The sequence below is a fragment of the Jannaschia halovivens genome, assembly GCF_046452375.1.
Taxonomy (GTDB): Bacteria; Pseudomonadota; Alphaproteobacteria; order Rhodobacterales; family Rhodobacteraceae; genus Jannaschia; species Jannaschia halovivens.
In genome coordinates, this window is sequence record NZ_JBKFDJ010000001.1 from 80,278 (window position 1) to 95,056 (window position 14,779).

The following is a 14,779-nucleotide window of genomic DNA, read 5'->3' on the forward strand; positions in this document are numbered from 1 at the left end:
GCTATACCATTGCGAAGATGCGCGCGGGGCCACCCGTGCCGCCGCGATGTGTCGGCGCGCCGACCACGATGGTCGCACCGGCGGCGGGCACTTGGTCGAGCCCGGCGATATTCTCGATCCCGTAGCGATTGGTCGGCAGCCACGCGTAGTGGGTCGCGAAATCGGCCGAGGGTCCGTGGTCCAGCGACAGCGTATCGACTGCCATCGAACGCGCGCCCGTTTGCTCCATCAGCATCTGTGCGGCCTCGATGTGGAAGCCGGGGAAATGCATCACGCCTTCGCCATCGGCGTTCCGGAAACCCTCGGTGCCGATCTTCGCGGCCCAGCCGGAGTGCATCGCGACGCAGGCGCCATCGGGGATCTCGCCATTGGCGTCGATCCAGGCGGTCAGGTCGTCCGGCGTGACCTGCGCGTCCGGGTCCTCGGCGGCTCGGGCGGCGATGTCGATCACGGCCAGCGGGCAGACGAGGTTCTCGACCGGGATCTCCTCGACGGCCTGTCCATCTGCCGAGAAGTGCAGCGGCGCGTCGATATGGGTGCCCGTGTGTTCGTTGACGGTCAGGCTGTAGAGGTTGAAGCCGCTCTCGGCGAAATCGAACAGCTTCTCGGTCGCGATGCCCGGCTCGCCGAAATAGGTCGGGAACTCGGCGTCGTAGATATGGGTCAGGTCGACGACGCCGCCATGGCCCGCCGCCATCGCGGGCGTCCCTTGCAACAGCCCGCCGGTCGCGGCGACGGCGCCTGCCGCGGCGCTCGCCCGGAACAGGTCGCGGCGGGACAGCATCCGGTCCTTCACCGCATTCATCACGCAATGATCACACATCGGTCTTTCCTCCCTCGGTGGAACGGTCCAGCGCTCCCATGACGCGACCGTTGAACCCGTATACCACGCGCGCGCCGGACAGAGGGATCAACGCGACCTCGCGGCGCTGGCCCGGCTCGAACCGGACGGCGGTGCCGGCGGCGATGTCGAGGCGGTGGCCGCGCGCGGCGTCGCGGTCGAAGTCCAGCGCGGAATTCGCCTCCGCGAAGTGATAATGGCTGCCGACCTGCACGGGCCGGTCGCCGGTATTGGCCACCATCAACGTGATTGCCTCGACGCCGTCGTTAAGGACGATCTCGCCCGCCGCGGGCATCAGTTCTCCGGGGATCATGGACGCCTCCTCAGCGGATCGGATCGTGGACGGTCACGAGCTTGGTGCCGTCGGGAAAGGTCGCCTCGACCTGCACGTCGTGGATCATCTCGGGCACGCCCTCCATGCATTGCGCGCGGGTCACGACCTGCGCGCCTGCCTGCATCATGTCGGCCACCGAGCGTCCGTCCCGTGCGCCCTCGACCACGGCCTCGGTGATCAGCGCGATGGCCTCGGGGTGGTTCAGCTTGACGCCGCGCGCGAGGCGCTTGCGCGCGACCTCGGCGGCCATCGCGACCAGCAGCTTGTCTTTCTCTCGGGGGGTCAGCTTCATCTCAGATCATCCAGGGTCGGGGCAGGGGGCCGCCGGAAAGGCGGCGCAGGATCGGCATCAGCGCGGCGCGCAGGGCGAAGCCGTCGGGGGCGAGGATGCGCGCCACGAGGAGGTCCGGTCCGATCAGGCTGGCCCCCGCCGTCGCGGGCAGGATCGCGCGGAGCGGCGCGAGATGCGTCTCGGCCTCGGGCGCGACCATGGCGATCAGCGCGATCGCACGCGCGCCGCCCGCGATGTGGGGGCGGTCGAGATGCGCCTCGGCGTCGCCGTCAAAGCCGGTTGCATCCAGAAAGAGCGGCGCGCCGACCCGGCGGATGTCCACGCGGTCCCGGAACCGAAGGTCGGTCAGGGTCTCGCCCATGGCGCGTCGCCCGAAGATCAGCGGCTCGACGAAGAGGAGGCGCGCGTCGGCGTCGAGGTCGATCCGGGTCTCGCGTTCGAGGTTCGAGCCTTCGAAGAGAATGGTCTCCTGCGGCAGCCAGTCGAGCGCGCCCCCGCCCGCCACCGACAGCCGGTTGCGGATCCGGCCCGGCGCGCCCGGTTGCGCGCGGTAGGCGCGCTCGGCGGCCTGCGTCGTCAGGACCAGCCGCGCGTCCTGCTCGACCGTTGCGTTCAGCGTGAAGCGGTCGCCGCCGGTCACGCCACCGGCCGTGTTCACGATCACGGCCTGCTTGGCCTCAGGCGCGCTGCGCGGGAACATCACCTTCAGCGATCCGGCCTGTCGCAAGTCGCGCAGGCGCGTGACCGCCCCGTCCGTACGCACCGACAGCGCCACGGAGCCTCGCGCGCGGGGCTGGGCCGCGGGCACGTCGAGAAGCTGTGTCAGATCGTCGATGTCGGGCTCCCCCTGCCGTCCTCGGGGCAGTCTGGGACGCGCGGCGCGCGACGTCTGCATCGACCCCGCGCGGGCTGGCCCGCGTCGGACAGCGTGCCGAAGAGTTGGGCGATTTTCGCGGGATCGCGCAAAAAACGGGCGGTTTTAGGAATGCTCCTCGGCTGCGGTCGCGGCCAGTGCCCGGTTGAAGACCCGGAGCGCGTCGACATGCAGAAGGACGCCCAGCACGTTGGGTGTGTCGCCGTCGCTCAGACGCATCACCGCGAGGAAATCCGCGCCCGACTTCTCGAAGAGCGGCATCGCCTTTTCCAACGTGTCGCCGGGTGCGACGAAGAGCGCGTCGCCCACGGCCCGACGGATGCGGTCCTCCGACGGGGCCTTCGGGTGGTCGGGCGACTTCATCACGCCCGAGACCTTGATCGTCGCCAGAAGATAGCGCTGCGGCCCGGCGGCGAGATGGATGCCCCGCCGCTCCAGTTGCGTCAGGAAGAAGCTCCGGTCCACCAGCTTGGACGACAGGGCCGACGAGATGCTGACCGCGACCATCACGGCAAGGCCGGTCTGCCAGTCGCCGGTCAGCTCGAACACGATGAGCGTGGTCGAGATCGGCGCGCCCAGCACGCCCGCCGCGACCGCGCCCATCCCGGCCAAAGCGTAGAGCGTCTCGGAGCCCGAGATGTCGGGAAAGATCGCCGTCGCCACCAGCCCGAAAGCCAGTCCGGACAATGCGCCGACCATCAGCGCGGGTGAGAAGACGCCGCCGCCCATCCGCCCGCCCATGGTGATCGAGACGGCCGCGACCTTGAGGACGGCGAAGACCACCGCCTCGTGGAAGATGAGCTGGCCCGAGAGGGCGCGGGACGTCGTCTCGTAGCCGACGCCGATGATATGCGGAAAGAAGATCGCGAGCGCGCCGAGCAACAGCCCCGCTGCCGCCGGGCGGAAGAGGGCGGGGATGCGCAACCGGTCCTGCATCGCCGACGCCAGGTCCTCGGTCCAGATGATCGACCGCATCAGCGCGAAGGCGATCAGCCCCGAGGTCAGGCCGAGCAGGATGAAGGCGGGAAGCTCGGCGTAGAACGCAAGCTCCCCCGCCGTCGGCAGCGCGAACTCGGTCACGTCGCCGAAATGGATGCGGCTGATGACGGAGCCCGAGGCTGCGGCGATGGTGATGGGTGCCAGCGCGTGGACTGCGAAGTGGCGCAGCACCACCTCCATCGCGAAGAGCGCGCCGGCGAGCGGGGCGTTGAAGCTGGCCGCGACGCCCGCCGCGACGGCGCAGCCCAGCAGGTCGCGGCCGGTGATGCCGTCGGCATTGAGGCGGTTCGACACCCATCCCGCGATCATGCCGCACATATGGACGACCGGCCCCTCCCGTCCCGACGACCCGCCCGAGGACAGCGTGATGAGCGAGGCCGCAATCGAGGCCAGCCCCGCGCGCCGCTCGACCCGGCCTTCCTTGACCGCCGACGCCTCGATCACCTCGGCCACGCCACGCACGCGGGCGTCGGGCGTGAACCGTGTCAGGATGATCCCCACCACGAGTCCGCCGAGGCATGGCAGGATCAGCACCCACCACCACGGCAGCCCGGCCGCGAAGCTGTGCAGCCGGTGCGGATCGTCCGTGCCGTAGAGCGTCGTCTGGAGCAGCTCGATCCCGAGCATGAACCCTACCGCCGCGTAGCCCGAGGCGATCCCGATCACGAGGGCGATGAACCAGAACTGCACCCGGCTGGGCCCCGTCTCGCGCAGGAGCGTCCAGCTCCGCCTGATCCAGCCCCGCGCGGTGGCGCGTCGGCCGGTGGCGGGGGCAGGGGCGTCGGTCACGGGCGCTTGTCCTCGGACGGGGGCGGCGGCATCCTGCATGCGGCATGGCATGCGGCCTCGGTCGCCACGGGAGGACGGGATGGACCCGAGCGCGGCGATCGAAGAGTTGAGGGCGATGCTAGGCGAACGCCTGTCGACGGGAAAGAGCGATCTGGCGCTGCATGGCCGCTCGGAGACGTGGCACGCGGAAATGCCGCCCGATGCCGTGGCCTATCCTTCCGACACGAGAGAGGTGGCCGGGATCGTCCGCATCTGCGCCCGCCACGGGATGCCGCTGATCGGCTGGGGCACGGGCACCGCGCTCGAAGGTCACGCCTCGGCGCCGCGCGGCGGCGTGACGGTCGATTTCCGCGACATGGCCGGCGTGATCGAGGTGGCCGAGCGCGACATGCTGGTTCGCGTCCAGCCCGGCTGCACGCGCGGTGCGCTGAACGCGCATCTGCGCGCAACGGGGCTGATGTTTCCGGTCGATCCGGGTGCGGACGCGTCGCTCGGCGGCATGGCCTCGACCCGCGCCTCGGGGACGACGGCCGTGCGCTACGGGACGATGCGCGATCACGTGCTGGGCCTCGAGGTGGTGCTGGCCGACGGGCGGGTGATCCGCACGGGGACGCGGGCGCGCAAATCCTCGGCCGGGTATGATCTGACCGCGCTCTTCGTCGGGTCCGAGGGCACGCTGGGCCTTATCACCGAGCTTACCCTGCGCCTCCATGGGCAACCTGAGGCGATCGCCGCCGCGACCTGCGCCTTTCCGGACACCGACGCCGCCGTCGCCGCCGTGATCGAGGCGCGCCAGATGGGGCTGACGCCCGCGCGGATCGAATTTCTCGACCGGGCGACCGTCCGCATCGTCAACGCCGCAGACGGGATGGAACTGCCGGATGCGCCGCATCTGTTACTGGAGTTCCACGGTAGCGACGGCGCGGTCACCGAGGACGCGGACCGCTTCGGCGAGATCGCGGCCGAGCACGGCGCCGTAGGGTTCGCGGCGGCTACCCGTGCCGAAGACCGCTCGCGCCTTTGGGCGATGCGGCACCGCGCCTATCACACGATCCTCGCGACCCGCCCCGGTGCCACCGCCATCGTCACCGATGTCTGCGTCCCGATCTCGGCGCTGGCCGCCGCCATCTCGCGCGCCGAGGCCGAGATCGCCGACAGCTCCCTCGACGGACCGATCCTCGGACATGTGGGCGACGGCAATTACCACGCCATCCTGATGGTCGACCGCGACGACCCGTCCGAGATCGCGACGGCCAAGCGGCTGTCGGACGCGATGGTCGCCCACGCGCTGGAGTTGGGCGGGACGGCGACGGGCGAGCATGGTGTGGGCTTGGGCAAGCTGCACCTGATGCAGGCCGAACACGGCGACGCCTGGGACGTGATGTCGATGGTCAAGCGGGCGCTGGATCCCGAGGGCCTGATGAACCCCGGCAAGCTCGTCCGGCAGAACTGACCATGCTGGCTGTCAGACCCGCTCGACGGTGACCTTTGTGTCGTAGAACGCGATATGCCCCTCGACCCCCTTGGCGTCGGGGTTGGTGACGTCCTCGTAGGTCCAGGCAACGTCGCGGATGCGCCCCGACTGGCCGACATAGTCGTAATAATTCGCCGCGCCCTTGTGGGGGCAGGTCGATGTCTTCTCCGACCGCTCGAACAGCGCCATCGCGATATCCTCGCGCGGGAAGTAGACGACGAACCCCAGCGACCCCTCGGTCAGGAGCTTGGCGTTGCGGCTCTCGACGATGACGCCGTCATCGGAACGGACCGTCCAGACGCCGTCGGCCGGCGTGACGTTGATCTCGGTCATGTGCGGTCCTCTCCCGTTGGTCCGCCTGTCTAACCCGCCGCGCCGTCCGGGGAAAGCGTCACAGCGGTGCGGTCATGGCGTCCAGCCACGCGCGATCCGCACCATCGAGCCGGGGGCCGAGCCGCTCGGCGACGCCCGCGTGATAGATATCGAGCCAGGTGCGTTCGTCCGGCGACAGAAGCCCCGCGTCGATCATGCGCCGGTCGATGGGCACCCAGGTCAGCGTCTCGAAGCCCATCATCTCGCGCGCATCGCCGCCCTCGGGCCGCGTCATTGCGCGCACCACGACGAGATTCTCGATGCGGATGCCGAACGCCCCCTCTCGGTAGTAACCCGGTTCGTTCGACAGGATCATGCCGGGCTCCAGCGGCACGGTCGAGACGCGGCTGATCCGCGCCGGCCCCTCGTGGACACCCAGATAGACGCCGACGCCATGGCCCGTTCCGTGATCGTAGTCGCGATGCTCGGCCCAGAGCGGCGCGCGGGCCAGCGCGTCGAGATGCGCGCCCGCGACGCCCTTGGGAAACCGCGCGCGGCTGACCGCGATCATGCCCTGCAGGACGCGGGTGAAGGCGTGCACGGCCTCGGGCGGGGGCGTGCCGAGCGGTATGGTCCGCGTGATGTCCGTCGTCCCGTCGACATATTGCCCGCCGCTATCGACCAGCAGCACCGAGTCGCGGTCGAGCACGCGGTTCGTCTCCTCGTTGACGCGGTAATGCACGATAGCGCCATGGGGCCCCGATCCGGCAATCGTCTCGAAGCTGATGTCGCGGAGCGCGTTGGTGTCGCGGCGGAACTGCTCGAGGGCGCGCACGACGTCGATCTCGGTTGTATCGGGTGCGCGGTCCTCGTCGAGCCAGCGCAGAAAGCGCACCATCGCGGCCCCGTCGCGCAGATGCGCCTCGCGGGTGGCCTCGATCTCGGCATCGCTCTTGCGCGCCTTCGGCAAGGCGACCGGATCGTCCATTGCCTTCGGATCGGTCAGCATGTCGTGGATCGCCACGGGACAGGTGCCGCGATCGAAGCCGACGCGGCCCGCATCGGCCAGCACCGCCGCCATCTCTGCGGTCGGGCGGACCGTGACCTCCGGGCCCAGATGGTTTGCCACCGGATCGGCCTTGGCCGGATCACAGAACAGCACCACCGTGCCGTCCGCGCGGATCAGGGCGAAGGCCTGCGGGATCGGCGTGCGTGCGATATCCGCGCCGCGGACGTTCAGAAGCCACGCCACCGCGTCGGGCTGGTTGGTCACGAAGCCCGCAACCTCGGCCGTGCGCAGGGCGGCGGCTAGCTCCGCGCGCTTCTCGCCATGCGTGCGCCCGGCCAGCGCGTCGGGCCAAACCGAGATCGGGGCGCTGGGGGCCGGGGGGCGGTCCGTCCAGATCTGGTCGACCCCGTTCGCGCTCGCGACGAGCTCGAGGCCCGGCAGATCCGACAGCGCCTCCATCTCGGAGACCGTCTGCAGCCACGGATCGAAACCGATGCGCCCGCCCTCGGGATAGGCGCGGGGCAGCCAGTCGGCCAGCTTGGTGGCGGGCCAGTCCACCGTCTCGAACGTGTCGCCATCTGTCTGCGCCTTGACCTGCACGGTGTAGCGCCCGTCGGTGAAGACCGCCGCCCGGTCCCGACCGATCACCGCAAAACCCGCCGAGCCGGTGAACCCGGTGATCCAGGCCAGCCGCTCGTCGCAAGGGGCGACATACTCGCCCTGAAAGGCGTCGGCACGCGGCACGAGACAGGCGTCGAACCCCCGATCGGCGAGCCAGTTGCGAAGGGCCGACACGCGGGGCAGGGCCGCCTCGGGGCGGCTGGTGACGGCAAAATCCTGATACATGGGACGGATCCTCGTGGCGGGCGCGGGGCGAGGGGCCAGCCCCTCGCGCTCCCCGGCATATTTTTGGAACATCGATGGGGTGGACGCAACGAACCGTTAACGCGTTTCGGTGAGCATGACGATGCGGGACAGGCTGGCAAGCCGATGACCGTGAACGTCGAAGGACGGCGTCCCCCGCGGCTGCTGGCGGACCTCCGGGGATCCACGGAGGAGCCCACTCTCCGCGGGGGGCGCTGCTTCGATGTTCCCGAAATATGCCCGCCGGAGGCTCCGGCGGCGCGGCCTGTCCGGCGGGCTGGGCAGGGCGGTCGGGTAATCGCCGGGGGTCCGGGGGGCGTCCCCCGGCCGTGCCGCGGGCGCCGCCGGATCAGGCAACGCGGCGGAGGCCCATGACGCGGGCGCGGGCGCGGGGGTCCGCATCGAAGAGCGCGGCCAGCTGTTCGGTCATCGCCCCGGCGAGCTGCTCGACATCGGTGATCGTCACAGCCCGGTCGTAGTACCGCGTCACGTCATGGCCGATACCGATGGCCAGCAGCTCCACCGCGCGGCGCTTCTCGACCATGGCGATCACGTCGCGCAGGTGCTTTTCGAGGTAGTTCGCGGGGTTCACGCTCAGGGTCGAGTCGTCCACCGGGGCGCCGTCCGAGATCACCATCAGGATCTTGCGGGCCTCGGGGCGGGCCACCATCCGGCGATGCGCCCATTCCAGCGCCTCGCCGTCGATATTCTCCTTCAGGAGGCCCTCCTTCATCATCAGCCCCAGGTTGGGCCGCACCCGCCGCCACGGCGCATCCGCCGACTTGTAGATGATGTGCCGCAGGTCGTTGAGCCGGCCCGGCGCGGCCGGGCGGCCCGCCTTGAGCCATTCCTCGCGCGCGAGTCCTCCCTTCCATGCGCGCGTCGTGAAGCCGAGGATCTCGACCTTGACGCCGCAGCGCTCCAGCGTGCGCGCCAGCACGTCGGCGCAGATCGCCGCGATGCTGATCGGTCGCCCGCGCATGGACCCGGAATTGTCAAGAAGCAGTGTCACGCAGGTGTCGCGGAACTCGGTGTCGCGCTCCATCTTGAAGCTGAGCGGCGTGGTCGGGTTCGCCACCACCCGCGCCAGACGGCCCGCATCGAGGATGCCCTCCTCGAGGTCGAACTCCCAGGACCGGTTCTGCTGCGCCTGAAGCCTGCGTTGCAGCTTGTTGGCCAGCCGCGAGACGGCGCCCTTCAGGGGCTCGAGCTGCTGGTCGAGATAGGCGCGCAGGCGCTCCAGCTCCTGCGGCTCGGCCAGGTCCTCTGCCCCGACGATCTCGTCATGGGCGTCGGTGAAGACGGTGTAGTTCGGGTCCGCGTCCGAGACGGGCGGGGGCGGCGGCGGGTCCATCGACTCCTCCGCCTCGGGCATCTCGGCCTCTTCGCCGGCCTCCTGATCGGCCATGTCGTCCATCGACACGTCGGCCTGCGCGGGGTCATCCTGCTGGTCCTGCGACTGCTCCGGCGAGGCCTCGTCGTCCTGCTCCTGGTCGTCGTCGCCGGTCGAGTCGGGCTGCTCCTCCTCGTCCTCGGGCTGGCCCTCGTCCTCGGGGTCGTCCTCGGCATCCGGGTCGTCGCCGAGCTGGTCGCCATAGCCCAGATCGTCGATCATCTGGCGCGCCAGACGCGCGAAGGCCTGCTGGTCGCCCAGCACGTCCTGCAACCCGTCGAGCCGGTCGCCCACGCTTTCCTCGATGAAGCCGCGCCAGAGCTCGAGAGCATTCTCGGCGCCGCGCGGCAGGTCGCGGCCCGTGGCCATCTGGCGGATGAAATAGCCCGCCGCCGCGGCCAGCGGGATCTGCGCCTTGTCGGTGACGTCGCCATAGCCCTTGCGCGTGGCCTCGACCCCGATCTTGGCGTCGATATTGCCCGCCGTACCCGGCATCGCGCGCGCGCCCACGGCCTCGCAGCGGGCGGTCTCCATCGCGTCGTAGAGCTCGCGCGCCATGTTGCCCTGCGGCAGGTAACGCGCGTTGGTCGAGGCATCGTGATGCCGGTGCCGCAAGGCGAAGGCATCCGCCGTGCCGCGCGCGAGCATGACCTCGTCCCGCGTCATCCGCCGGCTGACCTGCGGCAGGCGGACGGCATCATTCGTCTGCCCCGGCGGATCGACCGAATAGGTCACGGCCAGTTCGCTGTCGTCGGCCATCGTCTTGGTGGCCTCGGCGAGTGCCTTCTTGAACGGATCGGCGGGGTTGTCGCTGGGCTTGCTCATGTCGTGCCTCGATTTGCGCATCGGGGTGCGGTCCGGGCCCACCAGGCTCGCGTACGCCCCGGCCCGCCAATCGTCATCCCAGGCTCAGGCTCACCGCGCTCTCCGGCAGCTCCTCGTCGAAGCAGCGCTGGTAGAACTCGGCGACGGTCTGGCGCTCCAGCTCGTCGCATTTGTTGAGGAAGGTCAGGCGGAAGGCATAGCCGACATCGCGGAAGATCTCGGCGTTCTGGGCCCAGGCGAGCACCGTGCGCGGCGACATCACCGTCGAGAGGTCGCCGTTCATGAACGCCGTGCGCGTCAGGTCGGCGACGGTGACCATCTGGCCGATCGTGCGGCGGCCCTTCTCGGTGTTGAAATGCGGCTGCTTGGCCAGCACGATCGCCGCCTCGGCATCGTGGCTGAGATAGTTCAGCGTGGCGACCATCGACCAGCGATCCATCTGCGCCTGATTGATCTGCTGGGTGCCGTGATAGAGGCCCGTCGTGTCGCCCAGGCCCACCGTGTTCGCCGTCGCGAACAGCCGGAAGGACGGATGCGGCGTGATGATCTCGTTCTGGTCCATCAGCGTCAGCTTGCCGTCATGCTCCAGCACGCGCTGGATCACGAACATGACGTCGGCGCGGCCCGCGTCGTATTCGTCGAACACGATGGCGACGGGATTGCGCAGCGCCCAGGGCAGGATGCCCTCGTGGAACTCGGTCACCTGCACGCCGTCGCGCAGCTTGATCGCGTCCTTGCCGATCAGGTCGATCCGGCTGATGTGGCTGTCGAGATTGACGCGCACGCAGGGCCAGTTCAACCGCGCGGCGGCCTGTTCGATATGGGTCGACTTGCCGGTGCCGTGATAGCCCTGGATCATCACGCGGCGGTTCCAGCCGAATCCCGCGAGGATCGCCAGCGTCGTGTCGGGGTCGAACTTGTAGGTGCTGTCGATGGCGGGCACGCGGTCGGTGCGGTCGGCGAAGCCCTTGATCGTCATGTCGCTATCGATGCCGAACACCTCGCGCACCGAGATGTCTTCGGTGGGCTTCGCGCCGATATCCATGCTGCCGTCCGCCATGCGCCGCCTCCTCGTCTCGTGACCGCCCGTCGGATTGCAACATATGCCGAGGCACCGCAAGGGCCAGCGCCGACCGTCGCGCCGGACGCGGCGATGTGCCATCATGGCGGCCATGAAACGCATCGTGATCTTCTGCGACGGGACGTGGAACGCGGCGGCGGCCGCCAACCCGACCAACGTGGTCCGCATCGCGCAGGCCCTGGCGCCCGTCGACACCGACGACATCCAGCAGGTGCCGATCTACGTGCCGGGCGTCGGCACGGGCCGGCGCGGCGTCACACCCGTCGGGCGCTGGACCGACCGGGTGCTGGGCGGCGCGCTGGGTCTCGGGTTCGCGGCCAATATCGTCGAAGCCTACGAGGCGCTCGTCTTCATGCACGAACCGCGCGACGAGGTCTTCGTCTTCGGCTTCTCGCGCGGGGCCTATGCCGCGTGGACGCTGGCGGTGTTCCTGCGGCTGGTGGGGCTTCTGGGGCGGGGCGACCTGCACCGGCTGGACGAGGTGGTGGCCTGGTGGCGGGCGCATTCGCGCGGGCGCCAGTCGCCCGACACGCCCGAAGCCATGGCGCGGCGCTTCGCCTTCTCGCCGCAGGTCACCACCGGGCCCGAGGACGCCGCATTCTGGGCCGCGCAGGGCGTCCCCGAGGCCGAGCCCCTGAACATGCGCTATCTGGGGCTCTTCGACACGGTTGCCTCGTTGGGGGTGTCGTGGCTGGTCAACCGCCGGGACATGCCGTCCGATACGCGCCTGCCGGATTTCGTCGGCCTCTGCCGCCATGCGCTGGCGCTCGACGAACGTCGGGCGACGCTGCGTCCGACGGTGCTGTCGCCCGCGCAGGGCCATGACGACCGGCTCGAGCAACTGTGGTTCGCGGGCGAACACGGGGCGGTCGGCGGGGGCGGGCGGCTCGACGGGATGTCGTCCATTCCTCTCAGCTGGATGATCGAGGGGGCCGAACGGCAGGGCCTCTATTTCGACAGCCATCTGCCCGAGGAATATGCCAGACGTCACGCGCCGCTCTCGTCGGTCTATGACAGCGAGCCGCCGCGGGGCGGGCTGCCCTCGGCGATCCTGCGGCGGGCGGGCCCCGATCGCGTCGGCCCCGATTGGCCCGATGCGGTGGCGCCGTCCGCCGTGACCCGCTGGACGGACCTGCGGCCCCGCTGGCGCCCCGGCAGCCTACGCCGGGTCGCGCGCGACCTGCCCGAGGGGCCGGACGACCCCTCCGCCGAGACGTAGATCCCTTGGGGAAGACGTGAACGCCGTGCCGCAACTATTTGAAGTTGCGGCTGTCCTTCAGCTGGTCCCAGGCCCAGACGACCTCGGCCAGCTGCTCCTCCTGGCTGCGGTCGCCGCCATTCATGTCGGGATGCAGAACCTTGATGAGCGACTTGTAGGCCTTGCGGATATCCGCCTTGGTCCAGTCGTCCTTGGCCTCGAGGATGTCGATGGCCTTGCGCTCGGTCGGCGGCAGCTTGCGCCCCACCACGCCGCGGCCCGGATTGCGCGTGGCGTTGCCGCCCAGCACCTGATGCGCGTCCTCGATCCCCAGCCGCGCCCAGGCCCGCTCCTCCACCGTGCGGCGAAACGGCTTGGTCGGCTTGTCGCGCGCCTCCTGTGCGGCGATCTCGGCCTCGGTCGCGCCGTCGAAGAAGGACCACTTGGCGTTGTACTCGCGGACATGGTCCTTGCAGAACCAGTAGTAGTCGTCGCTCGTGTCGCGCGATTTCGGCGCGCGGTACTTGCCGCCCTTTTCGCAGCCGTCGTGATCGCAGATCCGCGTCGACGTCTCGATCGCGCCGGACATGCCCCGCTTGCCTCGCGGATTCCGCTTCTTGGCGGTCGACACACGCATGTCGAAATTGAACGGATCGCTCTTGCTCATGGACGGCCCCTTCCGGTCGGAGGCGTCACACTCTAAGCATGGCTGGCCGGAAGGAAAGGCCTTGACGTGCGAAAAGGCGGGGGGAAACGTCATGACGATGGAAACACTGATGCGGGAACGGCTGGAGGCGGCCCTCGCGCCGACCCGTCTGGAGGTCGTGAACGAGAGCCATCGCCACGCCGGGCATGCCGGCGACGACGGCTCGGGCGAGAGCCATTGGCACGTCGTCATCGCGGCCCCGGCCTTCGCGGGCCAGTCTCGGATCGCACGGCACCGGATGGTGCACGCCGCTCTCGGCGATGTGATGCTCCGGATACACGCCCTTTCGATGGATCTCAGCGACGGGTAGGGATTGCCCGACTTGGCCGCCGTGATGGCCGTGGTATTTCATGAAATCGCCACACCAGTCCGGGAGAGGAGCACATGTCCGCGTCGGAATACCTCCGCACTCTACCCGAGCAGCCCGAGATCCGGGCGCTGACCCGTGCGCATGGCGCGCTGGGTCTGGGCGCGGGCGAGCCCGGCGGTCTGGAGGCGGCGCTGGCCGAGGCCGCGCCCGACACGACGCGCGCCGACCGCGTGGCCCTGCATATGGAAACCGATCCCGACGCGCGCGCCGCGCTGATTACCCGGATCATGACCGCCCCCGAGGACGGTATCGGGCCGATGGGCCTGGCGCTCGTGATCGCCTGCCTCGGGTCGCACGGTGCGATGCCTCGCGTCCTCGCACGGGTCATCGGCCACGCGACGGCGGGCGCGATCCTGGTGCAGTTCGATGACGGGGTGGACCTGGCCGACATGGATTGCGCGCTGATCCTCGACGTCGCCTATCCCGCGCCTGGCCAGATGACCGCGACCGTTTCGACCGCGCTCCGATCCGAGGCCGAGGCCCGCATCGCGCGCGGCAAGCTGCACAACGCGGGCGGCGGCATCGTCGTGGTGCATGGCGGGTTGCGCGGCCTGCTGCGGCGCACGGGGCTCTGGCTCGACAACGGGCTCGAGCGGCTGGCCGGCGCGGTGGGCGAGGCCTGGCTCGCCGTTTCGACTCATATCTCGGGGCAGATGATCCACGCGATGGGCCGCGCGATCGAGGCGGTCGACCTCGCCGCCGCGCTGGAACACGATCCCGACCTGCGCATCTCGGGTGCCAGCTCCGATCGCTGCGGGGCGGAGGCCGCAGAGGTCGGCGCTTCGCTGGCCTTCCTCGCCGGGCTGGCGTTCGGCGGTGCGGAATGGACCAGTGCGCGGGCCTTCGCCTTCGCGGGCGACGGGCACGGCTTCGACGACTGGACCCGCGTCCCGTTCGAGCCGATCGCCGATCCCGAGCTGACTACTCCGCAGCCAGTTTAGGCGCCGCGCGCGCCGCCAGGATGTCGATGATCTCGGCCTCGTGGAGCTCCTGGTCCTCGAACCCGGCCCATTCCGGCGCGGGCCGCGTCAGGAGAAGCGGCGGCCGCGGTGCCTCGATCACCGGCTGGACGACGATCGGCTGCGGCGGCGCGGTCGCCCGGCGAAACACCAGAAGCGCGTGATACCGGATCTCGCTGCCCGTCAGGCCGACACGTTCCTCGGAGGGCAGGGTGTCGGCGCGGACATACTCCCAGCCTTCGGCCCCCATCCGGTTGAAGAGACGCGACATCGCAAGCGCGAACCGTCCCTCGCCCGAGCGGACGCCCTTGGCCTTCTCGCCCTTTCGCGGGGCCGGGACCACGCGATATTCGTAGGTCTGGAGCGGATCATCGGCGTCATCTGACATAGGGCGCGACGTTACGCGGCGCCCGCGCCGGAGTCCCGCCGGGCGACGCGAACAAGGTGTTTCCGCGCCGG

15 protein-coding genes are annotated in these 14,779 nt (G+C 69.9%); 4 read left to right on the forward strand and 11 right to left on the reverse strand.

Annotated features, from left to right (window positions below; all coding sequences use genetic code 11):
• Position 1: 1 nt before the first annotated feature.
• From ACK8OR_RS00430 to ACK8OR_RS00450, 5 genes are all read right to left on the reverse strand, one after another.
• Positions 2–823: a cyclase family protein gene (locus ACK8OR_RS00430; protein WP_410187516.1), complete on the reverse strand. Its 822-nt coding sequence runs from the start codon at positions 821–823 to the stop codon at positions 2–4.
• Positions 816–1,154: an urease subunit beta gene (locus ACK8OR_RS00435; protein WP_410187517.1), complete on the reverse strand. Its 339-nt coding sequence runs from the start codon at positions 1,152–1,154 to the stop codon at positions 816–818. The genes ACK8OR_RS00430 and ACK8OR_RS00435 overlap by 8 nt, the downstream gene beginning before the upstream one ends.
• A 10-nt stretch (positions 1,155–1,164) precedes the next feature.
• Positions 1,165–1,467 carry an urease subunit gamma gene (locus ACK8OR_RS00440; RefSeq protein WP_298430894.1) on the reverse strand — a complete coding sequence of 101 codons (303 nt, stop codon included), beginning with the start codon at positions 1,465–1,467 and terminating at the stop codon, positions 1,165–1,167.
• Position 1,468: 1 nt separating this feature from the next.
• Positions 1,469–2,362, reverse strand: coding sequence for an urease accessory protein UreD (locus ACK8OR_RS00445; protein WP_410187518.1), 894 nt, complete (start codon positions 2,360–2,362; stop codon positions 1,469–1,471).
• Positions 2,363–2,446: 84 nt separating this feature from the next.
• A complete protein-coding gene (locus ACK8OR_RS00450) occupies positions 2,447–4,168 on the reverse strand; it encodes a chloride channel protein (protein WP_410189845.1) in 1,722 nt (573 codons plus the stop codon).
• Positions 4,169–4,208: 40 nt separating this feature from the next.
• Between ACK8OR_RS00450 and ACK8OR_RS00455 the strand changes: the two genes are divergently transcribed.
• The gene (locus tag ACK8OR_RS00455; RefSeq protein WP_410187519.1) at positions 4,209–5,582 is read left to right on the forward strand and encodes an FAD-binding oxidoreductase; all 1,374 of its coding nucleotides are present in this window, start codon (positions 4,209–4,211) and stop codon (positions 5,580–5,582) included.
• Positions 5,583–5,594: 12 nt separating this feature from the next.
• Here ACK8OR_RS00455 and ACK8OR_RS00460 read toward each other — a convergent pair whose 3' ends face one another.
• From ACK8OR_RS00460 to cobS, 4 genes are all read right to left on the reverse strand, one after another.
• Positions 5,595–5,936 (reverse strand): DUF427 domain-containing protein, encoded by a 342-nt coding sequence (locus ACK8OR_RS00460; RefSeq protein ID WP_410187520.1) that lies wholly within the window; start codon positions 5,934–5,936, stop codon positions 5,595–5,597.
• Between the two features lie 58 nt (positions 5,937–5,994).
• Positions 5,995–7,770, reverse strand: coding sequence for an aminopeptidase P family protein (locus ACK8OR_RS00465; RefSeq protein WP_410187521.1), 1,776 nt, complete (start codon positions 7,768–7,770; stop codon positions 5,995–5,997).
• 367 nt (positions 7,771–8,137) lie between these two features.
• Positions 8,138–10,006 (reverse strand): cobaltochelatase subunit CobT, encoded by a 1,869-nt coding sequence (gene cobT, locus ACK8OR_RS00470; RefSeq protein ID WP_410187522.1) that lies wholly within the window; start codon positions 10,004–10,006, stop codon positions 8,138–8,140.
• A gap of 73 nt (positions 10,007–10,079) precedes the next feature.
• Positions 10,080–11,066: a cobaltochelatase subunit CobS gene (gene cobS, locus ACK8OR_RS00475; protein WP_410187523.1), complete on the reverse strand. Its 987-nt coding sequence runs from the start codon at positions 11,064–11,066 to the stop codon at positions 10,080–10,082.
• A gap of 103 nt (positions 11,067–11,169) precedes the next feature.
• On the opposite strand from cobS, the gene ACK8OR_RS00480 reads away from it, so the two are divergent.
• Complete coding sequence (locus ACK8OR_RS00480; RefSeq protein WP_410187524.1) at positions 11,170–12,306, forward strand: phospholipase effector Tle1 domain-containing protein; 1,137 nt, start codon at positions 11,170–11,172, stop codon at positions 12,304–12,306.
• Between the two features lie 34 nt (positions 12,307–12,340).
• Here ACK8OR_RS00480 and ACK8OR_RS00485 read toward each other — a convergent pair whose 3' ends face one another.
• Positions 12,341–12,952, reverse strand: a complete 612-nt coding sequence (locus tag ACK8OR_RS00485) for a J domain-containing protein (protein ID WP_410187525.1) — start codon at positions 12,950–12,952, stop codon at positions 12,341–12,343.
• Positions 12,953–13,043: 91 nt separating this feature from the next.
• Here ACK8OR_RS00485 and ACK8OR_RS00490 point away from each other — a divergent pair, with 91 nt between their 5' ends.
• Together ACK8OR_RS00490 and ACK8OR_RS00495 are read left to right on the forward strand one after the other, a co-directional pair.
• Positions 13,044–13,301: a BolA family protein gene (locus tag ACK8OR_RS00490; RefSeq protein ID WP_410187526.1), complete on the forward strand. Its 258-nt coding sequence runs from the start codon at positions 13,044–13,046 to the stop codon at positions 13,299–13,301.
• A 74-nt stretch (positions 13,302–13,375) separates the two neighbouring features.
• Positions 13,376–14,302 (forward strand): hypothetical protein, encoded by a 927-nt coding sequence (locus ACK8OR_RS00495; RefSeq protein WP_410187527.1) that lies wholly within the window; start codon positions 13,376–13,378, stop codon positions 14,300–14,302.
• On the opposite strand, the gene ACK8OR_RS00500 is transcribed toward ACK8OR_RS00495, so the two are convergent.
• Positions 14,283–14,708, reverse strand: coding sequence for a DUF4177 domain-containing protein (locus ACK8OR_RS00500; RefSeq protein ID WP_410187528.1), 426 nt, complete (start codon positions 14,706–14,708; stop codon positions 14,283–14,285). The genes ACK8OR_RS00495 and ACK8OR_RS00500 overlap by 20 nt on opposite strands.
• Positions 14,709–14,779: the final 71 nt, after the last annotated feature.

Bases quoted from the DNA above. Each gene is read 5' to 3' on its own strand.
- ACK8OR_RS00430 (WP_410187516.1), bottom strand. From the start codon at position 823: ATGTGTGATCATTGCGTGATGAATGCGGTGAAGGACCGGATGCTGTCC.
- ACK8OR_RS00435 (WP_410187517.1), bottom strand. From the start codon at position 1,154: ATGATCCCCGGAGAACTGATGCCCGCGGCGGGCGAGATCGTCCTTAAC.
- ACK8OR_RS00440 (WP_298430894.1), bottom strand. From the start codon at position 1,467: ATGAAGCTGACCCCCCGAGAGAAAGACAAGCTGCTGGTCGCGATGGCC.
- ACK8OR_RS00445 (WP_410187518.1), bottom strand. From the start codon at position 2,362: ATGCAGACGTCGCGCGCCGCGCGTCCCAGACTGCCCCGAGGACGGCAG.
- ACK8OR_RS00450 (WP_410189845.1), bottom strand. From the start codon at position 4,168: ATGCAGGATGCCGCCGCCCCCGTCCGAGGACAAGCGCCCGTGACCGAC.
- ACK8OR_RS00455 (WP_410187519.1), top strand. From the start codon at position 4,209: ATGGACCCGAGCGCGGCGATCGAAGAGTTGAGGGCGATGCTAGGCGAA.
- ACK8OR_RS00460 (WP_410187520.1), bottom strand. From the start codon at position 5,936: ATGACCGAGATCAACGTCACGCCGGCCGACGGCGTCTGGACGGTCCGT.
- ACK8OR_RS00465 (WP_410187521.1), bottom strand. From the start codon at position 7,770: ATGTATCAGGATTTTGCCGTCACCAGCCGCCCCGAGGCGGCCCTGCCC.
- cobT (WP_410187522.1), bottom strand. From the start codon at position 10,006: ATGAGCAAGCCCAGCGACAACCCCGCCGATCCGTTCAAGAAGGCACTC.
- cobS (WP_410187523.1), bottom strand. From the start codon at position 11,066: ATGGCGGACGGCAGCATGGATATCGGCGCGAAGCCCACCGAAGACATC.
- ACK8OR_RS00480 (WP_410187524.1), top strand. From the start codon at position 11,170: ATGGCGGCCATGAAACGCATCGTGATCTTCTGCGACGGGACGTGGAAC.
- ACK8OR_RS00485 (WP_410187525.1), bottom strand. From the start codon at position 12,952: ATGAGCAAGAGCGATCCGTTCAATTTCGACATGCGTGTGTCGACCGCC.
- ACK8OR_RS00490 (WP_410187526.1), top strand. From the start codon at position 13,044: ATGACGATGGAAACACTGATGCGGGAACGGCTGGAGGCGGCCCTCGCG.
- ACK8OR_RS00495 (WP_410187527.1), top strand. From the start codon at position 13,376: ATGTCCGCGTCGGAATACCTCCGCACTCTACCCGAGCAGCCCGAGATC.
- ACK8OR_RS00500 (WP_410187528.1), bottom strand. From the start codon at position 14,708: ATGTCAGATGACGCCGATGATCCGCTCCAGACCTACGAATATCGCGTG.